Genomic DNA, 15951 nt, shown 5'->3' on the forward strand with positions numbered 1-15951 from the left:
GTTTATTCTCCGTTGCAGTATTTGGTGCCGCGCTGTTCCAGATAGCGATCCGGCCAGCCCAAATCCTTGCGCAAATCGTTCGGCAGTCGGCCGATCACCCGCTCGGTGCGAATGAAACGGCGGCGTTCGTCATATCTGCGCCTGTATTCCTTCAAAACTGCGATCAATGGTGCGATTGCGAGTGCCATGGTGAATCTCCCTCATCCTTGGATACGCAGTATCGCACACCCCTCCTGACAGCTTTCTGTCAGGAGCGAAGTCCGACTTTATTATCGTCCTAATATAATTGGATCGCAACGTCACGCCTTGTAGCGTGGCGCCGCCGTATAGCTCAGCGGCAGGCGCCCACCGTCCGCATAGATGGTCTGGCCTGTTACATAGCTTGCATCCCGCGATGCCAGAAACGACGCTATCGAAGCAATTTCAGAGGCTTGGCCGATGCGACCGAGCGGTGTTCTGGAAAGAATCCTGTTGCGGGCATCGGTATCTGTGTTCACGACGGAAAGCATGTCCGTCTCGATGGAACCGGGGCCGATGGCATTGACGCGAATTCCCCAACGAGCGAGCGCTACCGCCATGGTACGTGTCAGTTGGTTCAATCCGCCTTTGGAAACGGAATAGGCGAGTTGCTCCGGCAAACCGAAGATCGCATTGATCGATGACATGTTGATGATCGTGCCTGGATCTCCGCCCGATTCGACCCTCTCGACCATGCGTCTGGCGACTGCCTGCCCGCACAGAAAGGCACCTTTGAGATTGACCCTCATGACGCGGTCAAAATCCTCTTCTTTCAGGTCGAGGAAATCCGCCTGATGGACGATACCGGCATTGTTGACGAGGATGTCGATCTCGCCCAGATTGGTGATGGTGAAGGTGAGGAGATTGTGGACATCGAGCTTGTCGCCCACATCCGCCGCCATATGGCGAACCGGGCCGAATTGCTCCAGATCCTTGGCTGCGCGCATGGCGGCGGCGTTGTCGATGTCGGATAGGACTACGCTTGCGCCATCCATCAGGAAGCGCTTTGCTATGGCATAGCCAATACCACGGGCAGCGCCGGTGACGATTGCCACCTTGCCTTCTAACTGCATGATCGATCTCCAATTTGCGTGGAGAGTGGACCGGCGGAAACCGCCGGTCAATAGCGTCAGGATCAGGCGAAGGCGAGGCCGGTGTGACGCTCGCGCAGAACAGTGCTGATTTCTTCGAGAATAGCGGGATCATCGATTGTAGCCGGCATCTTCCATTCTTCGCCATCGGCGATTTTCTGGATAGTTGACCGCAGAATCTTGCCGGACCGTGTCTTGGGCAGACGCTTGACGGTCAGCGCCAGCCGGAAAGCTGCAACAGGTCCGATGACGTCACGAACCATGCTGACGCATTCCTTCTCGACCTCCTGCGGGTCGCGGTCGATGTTGGATTTCAGCACGAGGAAACCGCATGGCACCTGGCCTTTAACCGGGTCCGAAATACCAAGCACCGCACATTCGGCAACATCGGGATGGCTGGAAAGTACCTCCTCCATCGCCCCTGTGGACAGGCGATGGCCAGCGACATTGATGATGTCGTCGGTGCGGCTCATAATGTAGAGATAACCGTCCTCATCCATATAGCCTGCATCTGCAGTTTTATAATAACCGGGGAACTCGTTCAGATAGGCCTTGCGAAAGCGCTCGTCGGCATTCCAGAGCGTTGGCAGGCAACCGGGCGGCAGTGGTAGCTTGATAAGAACATTCCCAAGTTGGCCGCGCTCGACTTCGTGGCCTTCATCGTCCAGCACGCGGATATCGTAACCCGGAAGGCAGACAGCGGGCGATCCGTATTTGGTTTCCAGAAGACCAAGACCGAGCGGATTGGCGACCATGGGCCAGCCGCTTTCTGTCTGCCACCAGTGATCGATCACCGGGCAGCCCAGCAGGTTCTCGGCCCAGTGGATCGTGTCCGGATCGGCACGTTCGCCAGCGAGATAAAGGGCGCGGAACTTCGAAAGGTCGTAGCGACGCACGAAATTGCCGTCCGCGTCGTCTTTCTTGATAGCGCGCAGTGCAGTCGGTGCGGTGAACATCACTTCCACGCCATGCTCGGCAATGATGCGCCAATAGGTGCCAGCATCGGGTGTGCCGATCGGCTTGCCTTCGAAGAGGATAGTCGTTGCACCTTGGATCAGCGGTGCGTAGACGATGTAGGAATGGCCAACTACCCAACCCACATCGGATGCGGCCCACCATACTTGTCCGGGTTCCACACCAAAAACATTCTTCATGGACCAGGCGAGCGCCACCATATGTCCGCCATTGTCTCGCACGACGCCTTTCGGCTCGCCGGTCGTGCCGGATGTGTACAGCACATAAAGCGGGTCGGTGGCATCAACCGGCGTGCAGGGGACATGACGACCGCGCGCGGCATTGACGGCCTCGCGATAGTCGATGTCACGCCCTGCCACCGGTTCATGCCGATGCTGCTCACGCTGCAATATGATGCAATGATCGACCTTGTGATGTGCAAGTGAAATCGCTTTATCGAGCATGGCCTGATAAGGCACGATGCGGGTAGGCTCGATACCACAGGAACCGGCGATAATCATCACTGGCTTGGCGTCGTCGATGCGGGTTGCGAGTTCATTGGCGGCAAATCCGCCGAAGACAACGGAATGGACAGCTCCAATACGCGCCGATGCCAGCATGGCGACAGCCGCTTCCGGGACCATCGGCATATAGATGAGAACGCGGTCGCCCTTCGACACGCCATTGTCAAGCATGACGGCGGAGAGCGCTTCTACTTCTTCCAGCAGTTCGAGATAAGTGAATTTGCGCACCGTGCCGGTGACGGGGCTTTCATAGATGAGCGCCACCTGTTCACCGCGTCCGTTGGCGACATGGCGGTCGAGCGCATTGTAACATGTGTTGCACTCAGCACCCTTGAACCAACGTCCATAGACACCTTCGTCGCCCGCAAAAACCTGATCCCATGGCGTGAACCAGTCGATTGCCTGCGCCGCTTCAGCCCAGAAGCGTTCAGGATCGTTCTGCCATGCGGCATAGGTTTCGGCATATTTCGAAGTCATGCTCTTCCTCCCAGAAGCACGCACAACGCCGCCGGGGCGGTTGTTGCGCCGTGATTAGAGCGCATCCCGAAAAGTGTGAAACGGCTTTCGGAACAAGATGCGCGTCAAAATAAACACCTGGTCTGCTGACGAAAGCGCAAAATCGACCTGTTTCGGTCCATCTCCTCCATGCGCGTTTCGTCACCTCCACTTACAGTTTACGCCGCTGGACGGCGACCCGTCCATGAAACTTAAGATGAAGAACGAGACTTGCCGGTAAAACGCCTGTGTCTGATGCAGGTGTCTTGCGGCGATGGCCTGTCTGCGTCACAAGGAGGCAGAGAGGTGATTTGTGACAAAAATCCTGCCTGTGCTGCTTGTTCTTCTGATGGGACTGCACATCATCAAACCGCTTGGCCTGCCGGGACTGAAGCGGCGCGGCGATTTCTGGAAGATCGCAGTCATCGCCATATTGATCATGGCACTGGCAGTGGGATTCCATCTGCACGAAGGCTGAAAAAAGCCCGGCTGAAATCGCCGGGCCCTTCTTTTCAAGACGAGTCAGGCTGCCTTTTCGAGATCTTTTTTCCAGCCGCCGGTAGCGGCGAGACCGTTCATCTTTGCACGATGCGCGAAAGCGCGCTGGCCGGCAGCGATATTTTCATCCTTACCTGCCCAGGCGTCCAGCGCTGCGGCCTGAAGGGCACGGCCATAGGAGAAGGTCATTTTCCATGGCATGTCGAAGCCCGCGTTCATCGCAGAAAGATGGGCTGTCGCTTCCTCGCCGGTCTGGCCGCCGGAAAGAAATGCGATGCCGGGCACCGCTGCCGGAACCGTGTTGCGGAAACAGCGTACGGTTTTCTCCGCCACTTCCTCGACGGAAGCTTTGCGTGCCTTTTTGCCGTCGATGACCATGTTCGGCTTCAGGATCATGCCTTCGAGCCTGACGCGAGCATCGTAAAGTTCCGTAAACACTATCTTGAGAACCCATTCCGTCACTTCGTAACAACGGTCGATGGTATGATCACCCGGCTGGCCGTCCATCAACACTTCCGGCTCTACGATAGGGACGATGTTTGCTTCCTGGCAAAGCGCTGCATAGCGGGCGAGCGCCTGTGCATTCTGTTTCACCGCACCCCATGTGGGCAGGCCATCCGAAATGGAAATCACTGCGCGCCATTTGGCAAAGCGTGCGCCAAGCTCATAATATTCGTTGAGCCGTTCGCGCAGACTGTCGAGCCCCTCTGTGATTGTTTCACTGGCGAAGCCTGCCAGCGGCTTTGCACCCGCATCGACCTTGATACCCGGAATTGCCCCTGCCTTTCGGATGATGTCGACGAGCGGCGTACCATCCTTGGCCTTCTGCCTTATGGTTTCATCATAGAGAATGACACCCGAAATATAGTTCTTCATCGCATCGTCCGAACGGAACAACATCTCGCGATAATCGCGGCGGGTGTTTTCCGTCGAGGCGAGATGGATCGAGTCAAAGCGCTTCTTGATGGTGCCCGAACTTTCGTCGGCAGCGAGAATGCCTTTTCCTGCCGCCACCAGTGCAATCGCAATATCTTCAAGACGTTCAGTCATATGCAATGCTCCTTCTGTCAAAGCGATGAGGGAGTGTTGGTTAAAACTATGGCGAGCGCAAGTTATTGAAACGTTTGAAAGATTTTTCAAACGGTTTAGATGAGACAAGTTATCTTAAGAGCGGTCAGATTGGCTATCTCGGGTTTTTCCCGAAACTCGTTTTGATATCCGCGTCTCAGACCCCATGTAAGAAACCAATGAGGAAACCCCGCCCGTTTTCCGTTGTCCAGATTTGAGGAGGAGATATGCGACGAGCCCTTTTAAGCCTGCCGTTTGTTCTGGCCGCATCAATGGTTGCCCTGCCGGTACCCGATGTTTCGGCTGAGAGCATCAATGCCGGTGGCCGGAAGGCTGAAGCAAATGCTCCGTTTACTGCAATCCCGGTCGCCGAATTCGATACGCCATGGGCGATCGCCTTTCTGCCCGATGGCAGGCTTTTATTGACGGAGAAGGGCGGCAAGATTTTCATAGTCACGCAATCGGGTGAAAAAACTGCTGTCGCTGGTGTGCCGGAAGTCGCTTTTGGCGGCCAGAACGGTCTTCTTGATATTGCGCCCGCACCGGATTTCGAAAAAAGCAAGGCAGTCTACTTTTCCTATAACGAACCGGTGAAGAGCGGCAGCAGCGTTGTTCTGGCGCGCGCTGTGCTGGACGAGGGTGACGGCAAGGTAGCGCTGAAGGACAAGACCACGATCTGGAAACAGGATGCGGCGGCTCGCGGCGGACAGCCGGGCGGCATTATTGCTTTCGCGCCGGACGGCAAGCATCTGTTCTTTTCCGTTGGCGACCGCATGTTGCCCGCGACCGCACAGGACGATGCGGCTCCAATGGGGAAAATTCTCCGCATGAATCTCGATGGTTCCGTGCCGAAGGATAATCCGCATGCGGATGCGGAGGGTGTGCGGGCGCTGACCTGGTCGACCGGCCATCGCAATCCGTATGGACTGGCCTTTGGTCCCGATGGAAAGCTCTGGGAGCACGAGATGGGCCCGCGTGGCGGTGACGAGTTTAATCTCATTAAGCCCGGTCTCAATTATGGGTGGCCCGTTGTTTCCAATGGCGACAATTATAGCGGCAGGCCGATCCCGCGCCATAGCACACGTCCGGAATTCGAGCCACCATTGGTGTACTGGACGCCGGTTATCGCTCCGGCGGGACTTGCCTTTTACGAGGGAGACATGTTCCCCGAATGGCGTGGTTCGGCTTTGATCGGAGGGCTTTCGGTCATGTCGCTGGTGCGTGTCGTGATCGACAAGGACGGCAAGGCGGACGAAGCCGAGCGCTTTGAAATGGAAAACCGTATCCGCGATGTGGCTGTCGGGCCGGATGGTGCCATTTGGCTGGTCGAGGATGTTAATCCGGGGCGGCTTTTGAAGCTTACACCCAAAAAATAAGCCCGGCAGCAGCCGAGCTTATTTGAATGCAGTTTATCACATTACTTCTTCAGCACATCGACGCCAGGGAGGGGCTTGCCTTCCATCCACTCGAGGAAGGCGCCACCGGCGGTCGAGATGTAAGTGAAGTCGTCGGCCACGCCAGCATGGTTCAACGCTGCGACCGTATCGCCGCCGCCACCGACTGAAACCAGCTTGCCAGCCTTGGTGTGGGCCGCGACGTGTTTTGCGGTCTTGACCGTTGCCGTATCGAACGGGCGCAGTTCGAACGCACCGAGCGGACCGTTCCAGACAAGCGTAGCCGCGTCATCGATGGCCGAGGCGATCAGATCGGTCGAAAGCGCTCCGGCATCGAGAATCATGCCGTCGCTTGGAACCGAATCGACTCCGTAGGTCTTGTTCGGCGTGTCGGCTGCAAAGTGCCAGCCCACGACGGCATCGACCGGCAGGATGATCGCGCATTTGGTGGTTTCGGCCTTGGCCATGATTTCGCGGGCGGTGTGGGCCAGCTCGTGTTCGCACAGCGATTTGCCGACATCATGTCCCTGCGCTGCCAGGAAAGTATTGGCCATGCCGCCGCCGATAACGAGCGCATCGACCTTTTCGATCAGGTTGGAAAGAAGATCGAGCTTGGTCGAAACTTTTGCGCCGCCGACAATGGCGACAACCGGGCGAACTGGATTGCCGAGGCCTTTTTCAAGCGCTTCAAGCTCAGCCTGCATGCCGCGTCCCGCATAGGCGGGCAGGACATGTGCGACGCCTTCCGTCGAGGCGTGGGCGCGGTGGGCAGCCGAAAACGCGTCGTTCACATAAAGATCGCCATTGACTGCCAGCGCCGCGACGAATTCCGGATCGTTCTTTTCCTCGCCCTTGTGAAAACGGGTGTTTTCCAGAAGCAGGACATCGCCGTCCTTCAGCGCATCGACGGCGGCCTTGGCCTTGTCGCCGATGCAGTCTTCGGCAAAATGGACACCGTGTCCCAGAACCTTGGCGAGCGGCTTCACGACATGCTTCAGCGAATTTTCGTCCGAAGCAACGCCTTTGGGGCGACCGAAATGGGCAAGCAGAATGACCTTTGCGCCTTTCCTGGAAAGTTCGGCAATGGTCGGAACGATGCGCTCGATACGGGTCAGGTCTGTGACTTCGCCATTCGCCATCGGCACGTTGAGGTCAACGCGGACCAGTACGCGCTTGGACTTGACGTCGGCATCGTCGAGAGTGCGGAAACTCATGATCTTTCTCCCAGAACTGTCTTTCGGGTGCTGGTGGAGCAGGGGTGCTCAAACAGGCAGGCGCCGGAAAAGGGTTGGATAGTCGGTGACAAGCCCGTCCTCATCGACGGGCAATTCGGCAGTGAAGGTGCGGTCGGCTGCCGCGTAGCGATAGCGCCGCCCTTCCTCAAGGCAAGTATATCGCTGCCGGTCACGCAGCGGGCGGAAACTGTCGAACGGCACGTAAAGCATGTCGAGCTGAACGGTGCCGCTTTCCGGTGTGAGGCCAAGGCGGCGGATGGGCAGCGTGTTGGTGAAGGGCGTTCCTGCCAGATCGATATCGATGCAGCCGTCGAATTCGGGCAATGCATCGCCAGCCATCGTGCTCCAGCGACCGTCGCCGTCGGAAACAAGCTCCAGACGGTGCCCGGCTGTGGTTTCGATCAGGAAATGGAGGACATGCCAGGCGCTGTTGCAGTCGATGCTGTAGCGCACGCCATAGGGGTTACCTCCGCGGTCGCCAATCACCACGCTTTCGGCACGGATTGTGCGGCCGGTAGGGCCGATATTGAGATGTTCGAGCCCTTCTCCTTCCAGCGGACGCCAGCGCGCAACGGTGGGGAGAAGGGCTCGAAACATGGTCAGAAGCTTAGATCAGCTTGCCGAAGGCGACAGCGGTATCGCCCATGCGGCTGGAGAAGCCCCACTCATTGTCGTACCACGACAGGATGCGCACCATGGTGCCTTCCATGACCTTGGTCTGGTCCGTGTGGAAGACCGAGGAATGGGAGTCATGGTTGAAGTCGTGCGAGACGAGCGGTTCATCGGTGTAGCCGAGAATGCCCTTGAGGCGGCCATTGGCGGCTGCACGGATCGCGTTGTTGACTTCATCGACAGTCGTTTCGCGCTTGGCGATGAAGGTCAGGTCCACGACCGAGACGTTCGGGGTCGGAACGCGGATGGCGACGCCATCGAGCTTGCCTTTCAGTTCCGGCAGAACGAGGCCGACAGCCTTGGCTGCGCCCGTCGAGGTCGGGATCATGGAGAGAGCTGCTGCGCGTGCGCGGTAGAGATCCTTATGCATGGTGTCCAGCGTCGGCTGGTCGCCCGTATAGGAGTGGATCGTGGTCATGAAGCCCTTTTCGATGCCGATAGCATCGTTGAGAACCTGAGCCACCGGTGCAAGGCAGTTGGTGGTGCACGAAGCGTTGGATATGACCAGATGGTCCTTGGTCAGCTTGTCGTGGTTGACGCCATAGACGACGGTGAGGTCGGCGCCATCGGCAGGAGCCGAAACGATGACGCGCTTTGCGCCAGCTTCAAGGTGAAGTGCTGCCTTGTCGCGCGAGGTGAAGATGCCGGTGCATTCCAGAGCGATGTCGACGCCTTCTTCCTTCCACGGCAGTTCAGCCGGGTTGCGGACGGCATGAACCTTGATCGGGCCGTAGCCGACGTCGATGGTGTCGCCTGCAACCTTTACTTCCTTGGGGAAACGGCCATGAACGCTGTCATAACGCAGAAGATGCGCATTGGTTTCGACCGGGCCGAGGTCGTTGATGGCGACGACCTGAATATCGGTGCGGCCCGACTCGACGATGGCGCGAAGGATGTTGCGGCCGATGCGGCCAAAACCGTTAATTGCGACGCGAACTGCCATTTTCTCTTAATCTCCCGATAGGGTACTGCACATGCAGTGCTTCAAAACTCCGCCGGAACGGATAAATCGAACAGGATTCGTCCGACCGAACCGGAATGGAAACTCAAACGCCGGCGTTTTTGCGACGCCGGCGTTCTTAAAATCATGCGGCGTTGAGCTTCTTCTCCGCAGCTTCGGCGGCATGTTCTGCCGTGATGCCGAAATGCTTGTAGAGATCGTTGATCTCGCCCGAAGCGCCGAAGCCCTTCATGCCGATGAATATGCCGTTTTCGCCGATGAAGCGTTCCCAGCCGAGCGAGATTGCCGCTTCAATGGCAACCTTTACCGGCGCGTCGCCGATGGTCGCCGTCTTGTAGGCGTCGCTCTGATGTTCGAAAAGCTCGAAGCAAGGAACGGACACAACACGGGTGGCAATGCCTTTGCCTTCCAGCAGGTCGCGGGCCTTGAGCGCGATTTCCACTTCCGAGCCGGTTGCGAAGATCGTCACCTTGGCATCCTTGCTTGCCGCAGCAAGCTCATAGGCGCCGAAAGCCGAAAGGTTTTCGTCGCGATGCTCGGTGCGGACTGTCGGCAGGTTCTGACGGGTCAGAGCCATCGTCGATGGCGTCTTCTTCGATTGCAGGGCAATCTGCCAGCATTCAGCCGCTTCGACAGCGTCGGCAGGGCGGAACACATTATGGTTCGGAATGGCGCGCAAGGCGGCAAGCTGTTCGACCGGCTGGTGGGTCGGGCCGTCTTCACCAAGACCGATGGAGTCGTGCGTCATCACGTAAACGACGCGGATGCCCATCAGCGAGGAAAGACGCATGGCCGGACGGCAATAATCCGAGAAAGTCAGGAAGGTGCCGCCGTAGGGGATGAGGCCCCCATGCAGCGTCATGCCGTTCATGGCTGCTGCCATGCCGTGTTCACGGATGCCGTAATGGACGTAGCGCTGGCCGTAATCTTCCGGCGTAATAGCCTTGGTCTGGCTCGTCTTGGTGTTGTTCGAGCCGGTGAGATCGGCAGAACCGCCGATGGTTTCCGGCACGACACCGTTGATGACTTCCAGTGCCATTTCCGAAGACTTGCGAGTTGCGACCTTCGGTTTGTCGGCGGAAAGCTTCTTCTTGTATTCGATGATGGTCGCATCGAAGTTGGAAGGCAGGTCGCCACGCATCCGGCGCTCGAATTCAGCGCGGGTGTCCGCGTCGGCGGCGGCAAAGCGCTTTTCCCATTCCTGACGCTTCTTGGCGGCATTCAGACCGGCAACGCGCCAGCCGTCCAGCACTTCTGCGGGAACGACGAATGGTTCCGCGCTCCAGCCGAGTGCCTTGCGGGTTGCGGCAATTTCTTCGGCACCAAGCGGGGAGCCATGCACCTTGTTGGTGCCAGCCTTGTTCGGCGCACCGAAGCCGATGGTCGTCTTGCAGGCGATCAGCGTCGGCTTTTCCGAAACCCTGGCCAGTTCGATAGCCTTGGCAATCGCATCCTGGTCATGACCGTCGACAGCCATCGTGTTCCAGCCGGAAGCGGCGAAACGGGCAGGCTGGTCAGTATTGTCGGAAAGCGTGACCGGGCCGTCGATCGAGATGTTGTTGTCGTCCCAGAACACGATCAGCTTGTTCAGCTTCAGATGACCGGCAAGCGCGATGGCTTCCTGGCTGATGCCTTCCATGAGGCAGCCGTCACCGGCAATCACATAGGTGTAATGGTTGACGAGGCTGTCGCCGAACTGTGCATTGAGGATGCGTTCGGAAAGCGCCATGCCGACGGCATTGGCGATGCCCTGTCCGAGCGGACCGGTCGTTGTTTCGATACCGGCGGCGTGACCATATTCCGGATGGCCTGCTGTGCGCGAACCGAGCTGGCGGAAATTCTTGATCTCGTCAATGGTGATGTCTTCGTAGCCCGAAAGATAGAGCAGCGAATAGAGCAGCATCGAGCCGTGGCCTGCGGAGAGCACGAAACGGTCGCGATCGGGCCAATGCGGGTTCTGTGGGTCATGCGAGAGAAAACGGGTATAGAGCGTCGTCGCTATATCGGCTGCACCCATCGGCAGGCCGGGATGGCCTGAATTGGCTTTCTCCACCGCGTCCATAGAGAGGAAGCGGATCGCGTTGGCCATCTGGTTTTGTTTGTCGGAATTGGTCATGGTCTCAGCCGTCTTTCCTTGGGAGGGGTTAACGGGGTTGCGGCGATGCCTTTGCCTGAGCACGATCCGCGTCCAAAACGGCTTCATGCGTCTCGGGATCACGCTCCAGAAGGCATCGGGACACATAGCACCTGCGTATAAGGAGTCAATAAACCGATGACTTTTGGGCAATAAACTGTCCGCGACTAATCGATTGAGTTGTGTGGAAAGCTGTAGAAGGAACACTGAAAAGCCGTTTTTGCACCGATAACAGTGCATGAACGTTTAGATATGCCCCTCATTTGTTGCTTATCGGGCGGGTGATTATTACAATCTTTTCAAAGATGCCCGTCCCGCAGGTGCGATTCGATGCCCAGAGTTAGCCCGCGAATTGGCATTGGAAAGGATATGGATGGCACCCGAAACGACCCTCAGGCAAGTCTTGGAACGGCTGGAAAAAGCACTCAATACGCTTGAACAAGCGGTCGATCTGCGGCTGGACAAGGAAGGCGACTTCGCCGAGGCCGAGGAGGAGGTGCAGCGTATGAATGCGGATCGCAGCCGTCTCGCCCAGGAACTCGATCAGTCGGAAGCGCGCGCCGAGCGGCTGGAAGCCGCAAATCGCGAAGTTTCGCGCCGCCTTGTGACAGCGATGGAGACAATCCGCGCCGTTCTGGACCGATAGGAGGCTACCATAGCGACCGTAACCGTTACCATCGATGGCAAAGCCTACCGCATGGCTTGTGACGAAGGACAGGAAGAGCACCTGTCCGGGCTTGCCGACCGTTTCGATCAATATGTCACGCATCTCAAAACGTCCTTCGGGGAGATCGGCGATCTGCGTCTGACGGTCATGGCCGGGATCATGGTGATGGACGAGATGGCCGAGATGCAGAAACGCATCAACGGTCTGGAGAGCGAAGTTGAAACCCTGCGCCGTGCACGGGATGAAGCGCTTGGTCGCGCCGATAGCAACGATGCTGCCCTGACCGGCATGCTTTCGGATGTAGCGTCGCGCATCGAGCAGGTGGCATCGCGCATTGCGCCGCGAAACAGCTGATCCTAGTCCAGATTTTTCTGAAAAGTTTTCCTGTTAAGCCGGTGCAAGCCACTGGCGTTCCCATCGGGCAGGTACTATATTGGCCCTTGGCGAACTGCGCTTCCCGACAGGTGTAACAGCATCCCCGGGGCCTTATTGATCTCTAAGGGAGCTGTCCCTGTGAAGGCTTGCGGGCTTTCGCATATGGCGCCCACCTACTTTGTAGGTTCCCGGGATCAATCACTACCATCGGTCGTCGTGGTCGCCGCTTTCTTTTCCTCTGGCTGTCGCAGGATAGCTATGAGCTTGATCTAGCGGGCAATTTGTTCGTAAACATGCGCAAAGCTCCAACGATTTGCGCATCTTGATGAAATCTCCTGAAACAGTATCCCCCGATTCATCGGAAAGACTGACCGTCGCGATACCCATCGCTTTCGTCTACGGTCTTCTGCTTTATGTCATGATCTGGTCGGGCCAATATGTGGATGAGATGCCTGTCATTGCAGGCCTGATGCTGTTGCCGATGGCAGTCGCAAGCCTTGCTTCCAGCCTTTCCGACCCCCGTGCGCAAAAAAGCCTGTGGCGGCATGTGCGTATGGGATGGGCCATCATCGCCGGGCTTGTCGTCACCAGCATGGTCCTTTTCCATGAAGCCGGAATTTGCGTGGCCATGGCCGCTCCGTTCTTCATGGTGTTCTCGGCGCTCGGTTCGACGGTGACCCTATGGATCATCCGGCAGTTTCGTTCGCGGCGCAGCACGACGCTGGTGATTGCGCTGCCGCTGCTCGTTCTGCCAGCCGAACTACAGATGTCCTACACCCCGCATGATGGTGCTGTGACCACGGTGATCGAGATTGCGGCGCCGCCGGAAGTGGTCTGGCAGCAGACGGTTGAAATCCGCAATGTGCGCCCGGACGAGCTGTCCTGGACATTCAGCCATGGCATGCTTGGTGTGCCGCAGCCCGTGGATGCAAGGTTGAGCGGCACTGGCGTTGGAGCGGTGCGAGACTTGCAGTGGACGCATGGCGTCAATTTTCAGGAAATTGTCACACAATGGGAAGAGAACCGGCTTCTGGCGTGGGATTTTCGCTTCGGCCCCGGCTCCATACCGCCTGAGGTGGAAGCGCATATCAAGGTTGACAGCAGCTATCTGAAGCTTGCGCAGGGTGATTATCGCCTTGAACCGGTGGCGAATGGTCATACACGCCTGACGCTGACGACCCATTATCAGATCGCCACACCGATTGATTTCTATTGTGATCTGTGGGGCAAACTGTTCCTGAACGACTTCCATGGCGTTGTTTTGAAGGTCATACGCGACCGTTCAGAGAAGATCGCGCAAGGGGCAGGCGCGATCACTTGACGGATTGGCTCTTTGCGGTTCCACTACATGATGCAACGTGGCATCAGGGAGTGGCTTGGAATGACAGCAACGGAGCGTAGCCCTGGACTGGAAAAGCAGGAACTTAGACGCAAGGTTCTGGCGGTCCGCGATGCTCTTGATCCGCGCTTTCACTACGAGGCTTCCCTGGCGGCCGCGAACAAGGGCGAGGCGGCAATCGATGTGCCCAAAGGCGCGTTAATCGCTGGCTATTGGCCGATCCGTTCCGAGATTGACCCGCGCCCATTATTATCGGCATTTCGCGCCAAGGGCGCGCGACTTTGTCTCCCCGTCGTTCTGGATAGGGAAACGATAGCCTTTCGCGAATATCTGCCCGATGCCAGACTGCGTCAGACAGGTTTCGGCACGATGGGACCCGGAGAAGATGCACCGGTGGTCGATCCGGCGATCATGCTGATGCCGCTCGCAGGCTTCGACCGGCGCGGGCATCGGCTTGGCTACGGTGCCGGACATTACGACCGCGCGCTGGCGCGTTTCACGGAACGCGGATTGCAGCCGCTTCTGATCGGCATGGCCTTCGACTGTCAGGAAGTTGAGCGCGTGCCCGATGAGCCGCACGATATTGCACTCGACCAGATCCTGACCGAGAGCGGCCTGCGCCCGGTTGGCACCGAGCGGCCGCTCTAAATTTTGTTTTCATGCATGTCTTTATCCCAAAACCGGTTCGCATTTTTGGGAGACATGCATTAGTTTTTTCTCTCGCATTTATGCGACGTCAGGCAATGCTGCCTGACTGCAAAATGCCCTGATCGGCTTGCGTTCGCTTGGCGCAGGTTTATAAGACATTCTCATGAGATTGCTTTTTCTTGGTGATATGGTGGGCCGGTCGGGCCGCACCGCGGTATATGAAAAACTGCCGGGGCTGATTTCCGATCTGAAGCTGGACTTCGTAATCGTCAACGGCGAAAACGCCGCGGGCGGTTTTGGCATTACGGAAGAGATTTTCCACGATACCATTCGTGCTGGCGCCGACGTCGTGACGACCGGCAACCACGTATGGGATCAGCGCGAAGCACTGGATTTCTCGAAGCGCGAAGACCGCTTTCTGCGCCCGGCAAACTTCCCAAAAGGCACAGCCGGAAAAGGCGAGGGGCTTTACATCGCCAAAAACGGCGCCCGGGTTCTGGTATCGAACGTCATGGGCCGGGTGTTCATGCATCCCGATCTTGATGATCCGTTTATCGCGGCCGAGAAAATTCTGGAAGCCTGTCCGCTTGGCGAGCAGGCCGATGCTGTGTTCTTCGATTTTCATGCTGAAGCGACGAGCGAAAAGCAGTGTTTCGGTCATTTTGTCGACGGTCGCGCCAGCGCTGTTGTCGGAACGCACACGCATGTCCCGACCGCCGATTGCCAGATTTTGCGGAATGGTACGGCCTATATGTCCGATGCCGGCATGTGCGGTGATTACGATTCCTCGCTCGGCATGGACAAGGAAGAGCCGCTCAATCGTTTCCTGTCGAAAGTGCCGAAAGGGCGTTTCGAGGCGGCGAATGGCCCGGCCACCGTCTGCGGCGTGGGCATAGAGATTTCGGATCGCACGGGGCTTGCAGAAAAGGCCGCCCCCTTGCGCATCGGTGCGCATCTGGAAGAAACCATTCCGGCATTCTGGCGATAACGTCTTATTTTAGCTCGAAGTATGATGTTATCTACAATCAAGTGGCTATTTTGACCTGGCAGCTTTCTGCCGGTTGAACGGGCTTTTCGCGTTCCTATCTCCTTGCAACGAGTTTTTTCGCAAGGGGACGCAACTCAATGGATTTTTTTGCCGAGTATCTGGGATTTCTTTCGACCCCTGCCGGCTGGGCCGCGCTGGTTACGCTGGTGACGATGGAAGTCGTCCTCGGTATCGACAATCTGATCTTCATCTCGATCCTCACCAACAAGCTTCCCGCCTCACAGCAGGCTCGCGCTCGTCGCCTCGGGATCGGAGCGGCGCTCATTCTGCGTCTTGCGCTTCTTTTCACCATCTCGATCATCGTCCAGCTCAAGGACCCGATTTTCGAGGCGTTCGGCCATGGCTTTTCCTGGCGTGACATCATCCTGATTGCTGGCGGCCTGTTTCTTGTCTGGAAGGCGACCAAGGAAATCCACCACACGGTTGATCCCGAGGATGGCAAGGAAAATATCGGTGGCAAGGCGGTTCAGCTCACCATGGGCGCTGCCATCGTGCAGATTCTGATTCTCGATCTGGTCTTCTCGGTCGATTCGATCATCACCGCTGTCGGCATGACCGACGAGATCGCCATAATGGTCATTGCCGTCGTCGCAGCCGTAACGGTCATGCTGCTCGCAGCCGACCCGCTGTCACGGTTCATCGCGGCGAACCCGACCATTGTCATGCTGGCGCTGGGCTTCCTGCTGATGATCGGCATGACGCTGATCGCCGATGGTTTCGGCTTCCACGTCCCGAAGGGCTACATCTACGCTGCGATGGGCTTTTCGGCGCTGGTCGAAGCGCTCAACATGCTGGCGCGGCGAAAGCGCAAGAATCAGTAACAAAAAGCA

At 57.6% G+C, this 15951-nt stretch carries 16 protein-coding genes and 1 other RNA gene; 9 read left to right on the forward strand and 8 right to left on the reverse strand.

What is annotated here, in order from left to right:
- Positions 1 to 2: 2 nt before the first annotated feature.
- From F9K94_RS19610 to F9K94_RS19620, 3 genes are all read right to left on the reverse strand, one after another.
- Positions 3 to 188, reverse strand: a complete 186-nt coding sequence (locus F9K94_RS19610) for a hypothetical protein (protein ID WP_061348011.1) — start codon at positions 186 to 188, stop codon at positions 3 to 5.
- A 111-nt stretch (positions 189 to 299) separates the two neighbouring features.
- Positions 300 to 1091, reverse strand: coding sequence for an SDR family NAD(P)-dependent oxidoreductase (locus F9K94_RS19615; protein ID WP_151647866.1), 792 nt, complete (start codon positions 1089 to 1091; stop codon positions 300 to 302).
- A gap of 62 nt (positions 1092 to 1153) precedes the next feature.
- Positions 1154 to 3064 carry a propionyl-CoA synthetase gene (locus F9K94_RS19620; protein ID WP_151647869.1) on the reverse strand — a complete coding sequence of 637 codons (1911 nt, stop codon included), beginning with the start codon at positions 3062 to 3064 and terminating at the stop codon, positions 1154 to 1156.
- A gap of 331 nt (positions 3065 to 3395) precedes the next feature.
- Here F9K94_RS19620 and F9K94_RS24485 point away from each other — a divergent pair, with 331 nt between their 5' ends.
- Complete coding sequence (locus F9K94_RS24485; protein WP_181153344.1) at positions 3396 to 3560, forward strand: hypothetical protein; 165 nt, start codon at positions 3396 to 3398, stop codon at positions 3558 to 3560.
- 44 nt (positions 3561 to 3604) lie between these two features.
- On the opposite strand, the gene F9K94_RS19625 is transcribed toward F9K94_RS24485, so the two are convergent.
- A complete protein-coding gene (locus F9K94_RS19625; protein WP_151647871.1) occupies positions 3605 to 4630 on the reverse strand; it encodes a class I fructose-bisphosphate aldolase in 1026 nt (341 codons plus the stop codon).
- A gap of 245 nt (positions 4631 to 4875) precedes the next feature.
- On the opposite strand from F9K94_RS19625, the gene F9K94_RS19630 reads away from it, so the two are divergent.
- Positions 4876 to 6024: a PQQ-dependent sugar dehydrogenase gene (locus F9K94_RS19630; protein WP_151647873.1), complete on the forward strand. Its 1149-nt coding sequence runs from the start codon at positions 4876 to 4878 to the stop codon at positions 6022 to 6024.
- A 41-nt stretch (positions 6025 to 6065) separates the two neighbouring features.
- Here F9K94_RS19630 and F9K94_RS19635 read toward each other — a convergent pair whose 3' ends face one another.
- From F9K94_RS19635 to tkt, 4 genes are all read right to left on the reverse strand, one after another.
- The gene (locus F9K94_RS19635; protein ID WP_151647875.1) at positions 6066 to 7256 is read right to left on the reverse strand and encodes a phosphoglycerate kinase; all 1191 of its coding nucleotides are present in this window, start codon (positions 7254 to 7256) and stop codon (positions 6066 to 6068) included.
- Positions 7257 to 7304: 48 nt separating this feature from the next.
- Entirely contained in the window at positions 7305 to 7874 is a 570-nt protein-coding gene (locus F9K94_RS19640; RefSeq protein WP_061348017.1) for a putative glycolipid-binding domain-containing protein, read from the reverse strand.
- A 10-nt stretch (positions 7875 to 7884) separates the two neighbouring features.
- A complete protein-coding gene (gap, locus tag F9K94_RS19645; RefSeq protein ID WP_061348018.1) occupies positions 7885 to 8892 on the reverse strand; it encodes a type I glyceraldehyde-3-phosphate dehydrogenase in 1008 nt (335 codons plus the stop codon).
- Between the two features lie 142 nt (positions 8893 to 9034).
- Positions 9035 to 11026, reverse strand: a complete 1992-nt coding sequence (gene tkt / locus F9K94_RS19650) for a transketolase (RefSeq protein WP_151556109.1) — start codon at positions 11024 to 11026, stop codon at positions 9035 to 9037.
- 391 nt (positions 11027 to 11417) lie between these two features.
- Here tkt and F9K94_RS19655 point away from each other — a divergent pair, with 391 nt between their 5' ends.
- The 7 genes from F9K94_RS19655 (at position 11418) to F9K94_RS19685 (ending at position 15942) form a co-directional block, all read left to right on the forward strand.
- Positions 11418 to 11690 (forward strand): DUF4164 domain-containing protein, encoded by a 273-nt coding sequence (locus F9K94_RS19655; protein WP_010661399.1) that lies wholly within the window; start codon positions 11418 to 11420, stop codon positions 11688 to 11690.
- A 9-nt stretch (positions 11691 to 11699) separates the two neighbouring features.
- Positions 11700 to 12065: a cell division protein ZapA gene (locus tag F9K94_RS19660; RefSeq protein ID WP_029376275.1), complete on the forward strand. Its 366-nt coding sequence runs from the start codon at positions 11700 to 11702 to the stop codon at positions 12063 to 12065.
- An 88-nt stretch (positions 12066 to 12153) separates the two neighbouring features.
- Positions 12154 to 12312: non-coding RNA, 6S RNA (gene ssrS, locus F9K94_RS19665), on the forward strand.
- Positions 12313 to 12411: 99 nt separating this feature from the next.
- On the forward strand, positions 12412 to 13407 hold the full coding sequence (locus tag F9K94_RS19670) for an SRPBCC family protein (protein WP_151647877.1): 996 nt from the start codon (positions 12412 to 12414) through the stop codon (positions 13405 to 13407).
- Between the two features lie 60 nt (positions 13408 to 13467).
- Positions 13468 to 14073 carry a 5-formyltetrahydrofolate cyclo-ligase gene (locus F9K94_RS19675; RefSeq protein ID WP_151647879.1) on the forward strand — a complete coding sequence of 202 codons (606 nt, stop codon included), beginning with the start codon at positions 13468 to 13470 and terminating at the stop codon, positions 14071 to 14073.
- 163 nt (positions 14074 to 14236) lie between these two features.
- Positions 14237 to 15061 carry a TIGR00282 family metallophosphoesterase gene (locus tag F9K94_RS19680; protein ID WP_010661395.1) on the forward strand — a complete coding sequence of 275 codons (825 nt, stop codon included), beginning with the start codon at positions 14237 to 14239 and terminating at the stop codon, positions 15059 to 15061.
- Between the two features lie 137 nt (positions 15062 to 15198).
- Positions 15199 to 15942: a TerC family protein gene (locus F9K94_RS19685; RefSeq protein WP_151647881.1), complete on the forward strand. Its 744-nt coding sequence runs from the start codon at positions 15199 to 15201 to the stop codon at positions 15940 to 15942.
- Positions 15943 to 15951: the final 9 nt, after the last annotated feature.

This window comes from Brucella tritici (assembly GCF_008932285.1).
GTDB classification, from domain to species: domain Bacteria; phylum Pseudomonadota; class Alphaproteobacteria; order Rhizobiales; family Rhizobiaceae; genus Brucella; species Brucella tritici.

What these genes read in the sequence shown, in the direction of transcription:
- F9K94_RS19685 (WP_151647881.1), top strand. Translation starts at nt 15,199, where the DNA reads ATGGATTTTTTTGCCGAGTATCTGGGATTTCTTTCGACCCCTGCCGGC.
- F9K94_RS19625 (WP_151647871.1), bottom strand. Translation starts at nt 4,630, where the DNA reads ATGACTGAACGTCTTGAAGATATTGCGATTGCACTGGTGGCGGCAGGA.
- F9K94_RS19640 (WP_061348017.1), bottom strand. Translation starts at nt 7,874, where the DNA reads ATGTTTCGAGCCCTTCTCCCCACCGTTGCGCGCTGGCGTCCGCTGGAA.
- F9K94_RS19675 (WP_151647879.1), top strand. Translation starts at nt 13,468, where the DNA reads ATGACAGCAACGGAGCGTAGCCCTGGACTGGAAAAGCAGGAACTTAGA.
- F9K94_RS19620 (WP_151647869.1), bottom strand. Translation starts at nt 3,064, where the DNA reads ATGACTTCGAAATATGCCGAAACCTATGCCGCATGGCAGAACGATCCT.
- F9K94_RS19610 (WP_061348011.1), bottom strand. Translation starts at nt 188, where the DNA reads ATGGCACTCGCAATCGCACCATTGATCGCAGTTTTGAAGGAATACAGG.
- tkt (WP_151556109.1), bottom strand. Translation starts at nt 11,026, where the DNA reads ATGACCAATTCCGACAAACAAAACCAGATGGCCAACGCGATCCGCTTC.
- gap (WP_061348018.1), bottom strand. Translation starts at nt 8,892, where the DNA reads ATGGCAGTTCGCGTCGCAATTAACGGTTTTGGCCGCATCGGCCGCAAC.
- F9K94_RS19655 (WP_010661399.1), top strand. Translation starts at nt 11,418, where the DNA reads ATGGCACCCGAAACGACCCTCAGGCAAGTCTTGGAACGGCTGGAAAAA.
- F9K94_RS19635 (WP_151647875.1), bottom strand. Translation starts at nt 7,256, where the DNA reads ATGAGTTTCCGCACTCTCGACGATGCCGACGTCAAGTCCAAGCGCGTA.
- F9K94_RS19680 (WP_010661395.1), top strand. Translation starts at nt 14,237, where the DNA reads ATGAGATTGCTTTTTCTTGGTGATATGGTGGGCCGGTCGGGCCGCACC.
- F9K94_RS19615 (WP_151647866.1), bottom strand. Translation starts at nt 1,091, where the DNA reads ATGCAGTTAGAAGGCAAGGTGGCAATCGTCACCGGCGCTGCCCGTGGT.
- F9K94_RS19670 (WP_151647877.1), top strand. Translation starts at nt 12,412, where the DNA reads ATGAAATCTCCTGAAACAGTATCCCCCGATTCATCGGAAAGACTGACC.
- F9K94_RS19630 (WP_151647873.1), top strand. Translation starts at nt 4,876, where the DNA reads ATGCGACGAGCCCTTTTAAGCCTGCCGTTTGTTCTGGCCGCATCAATG.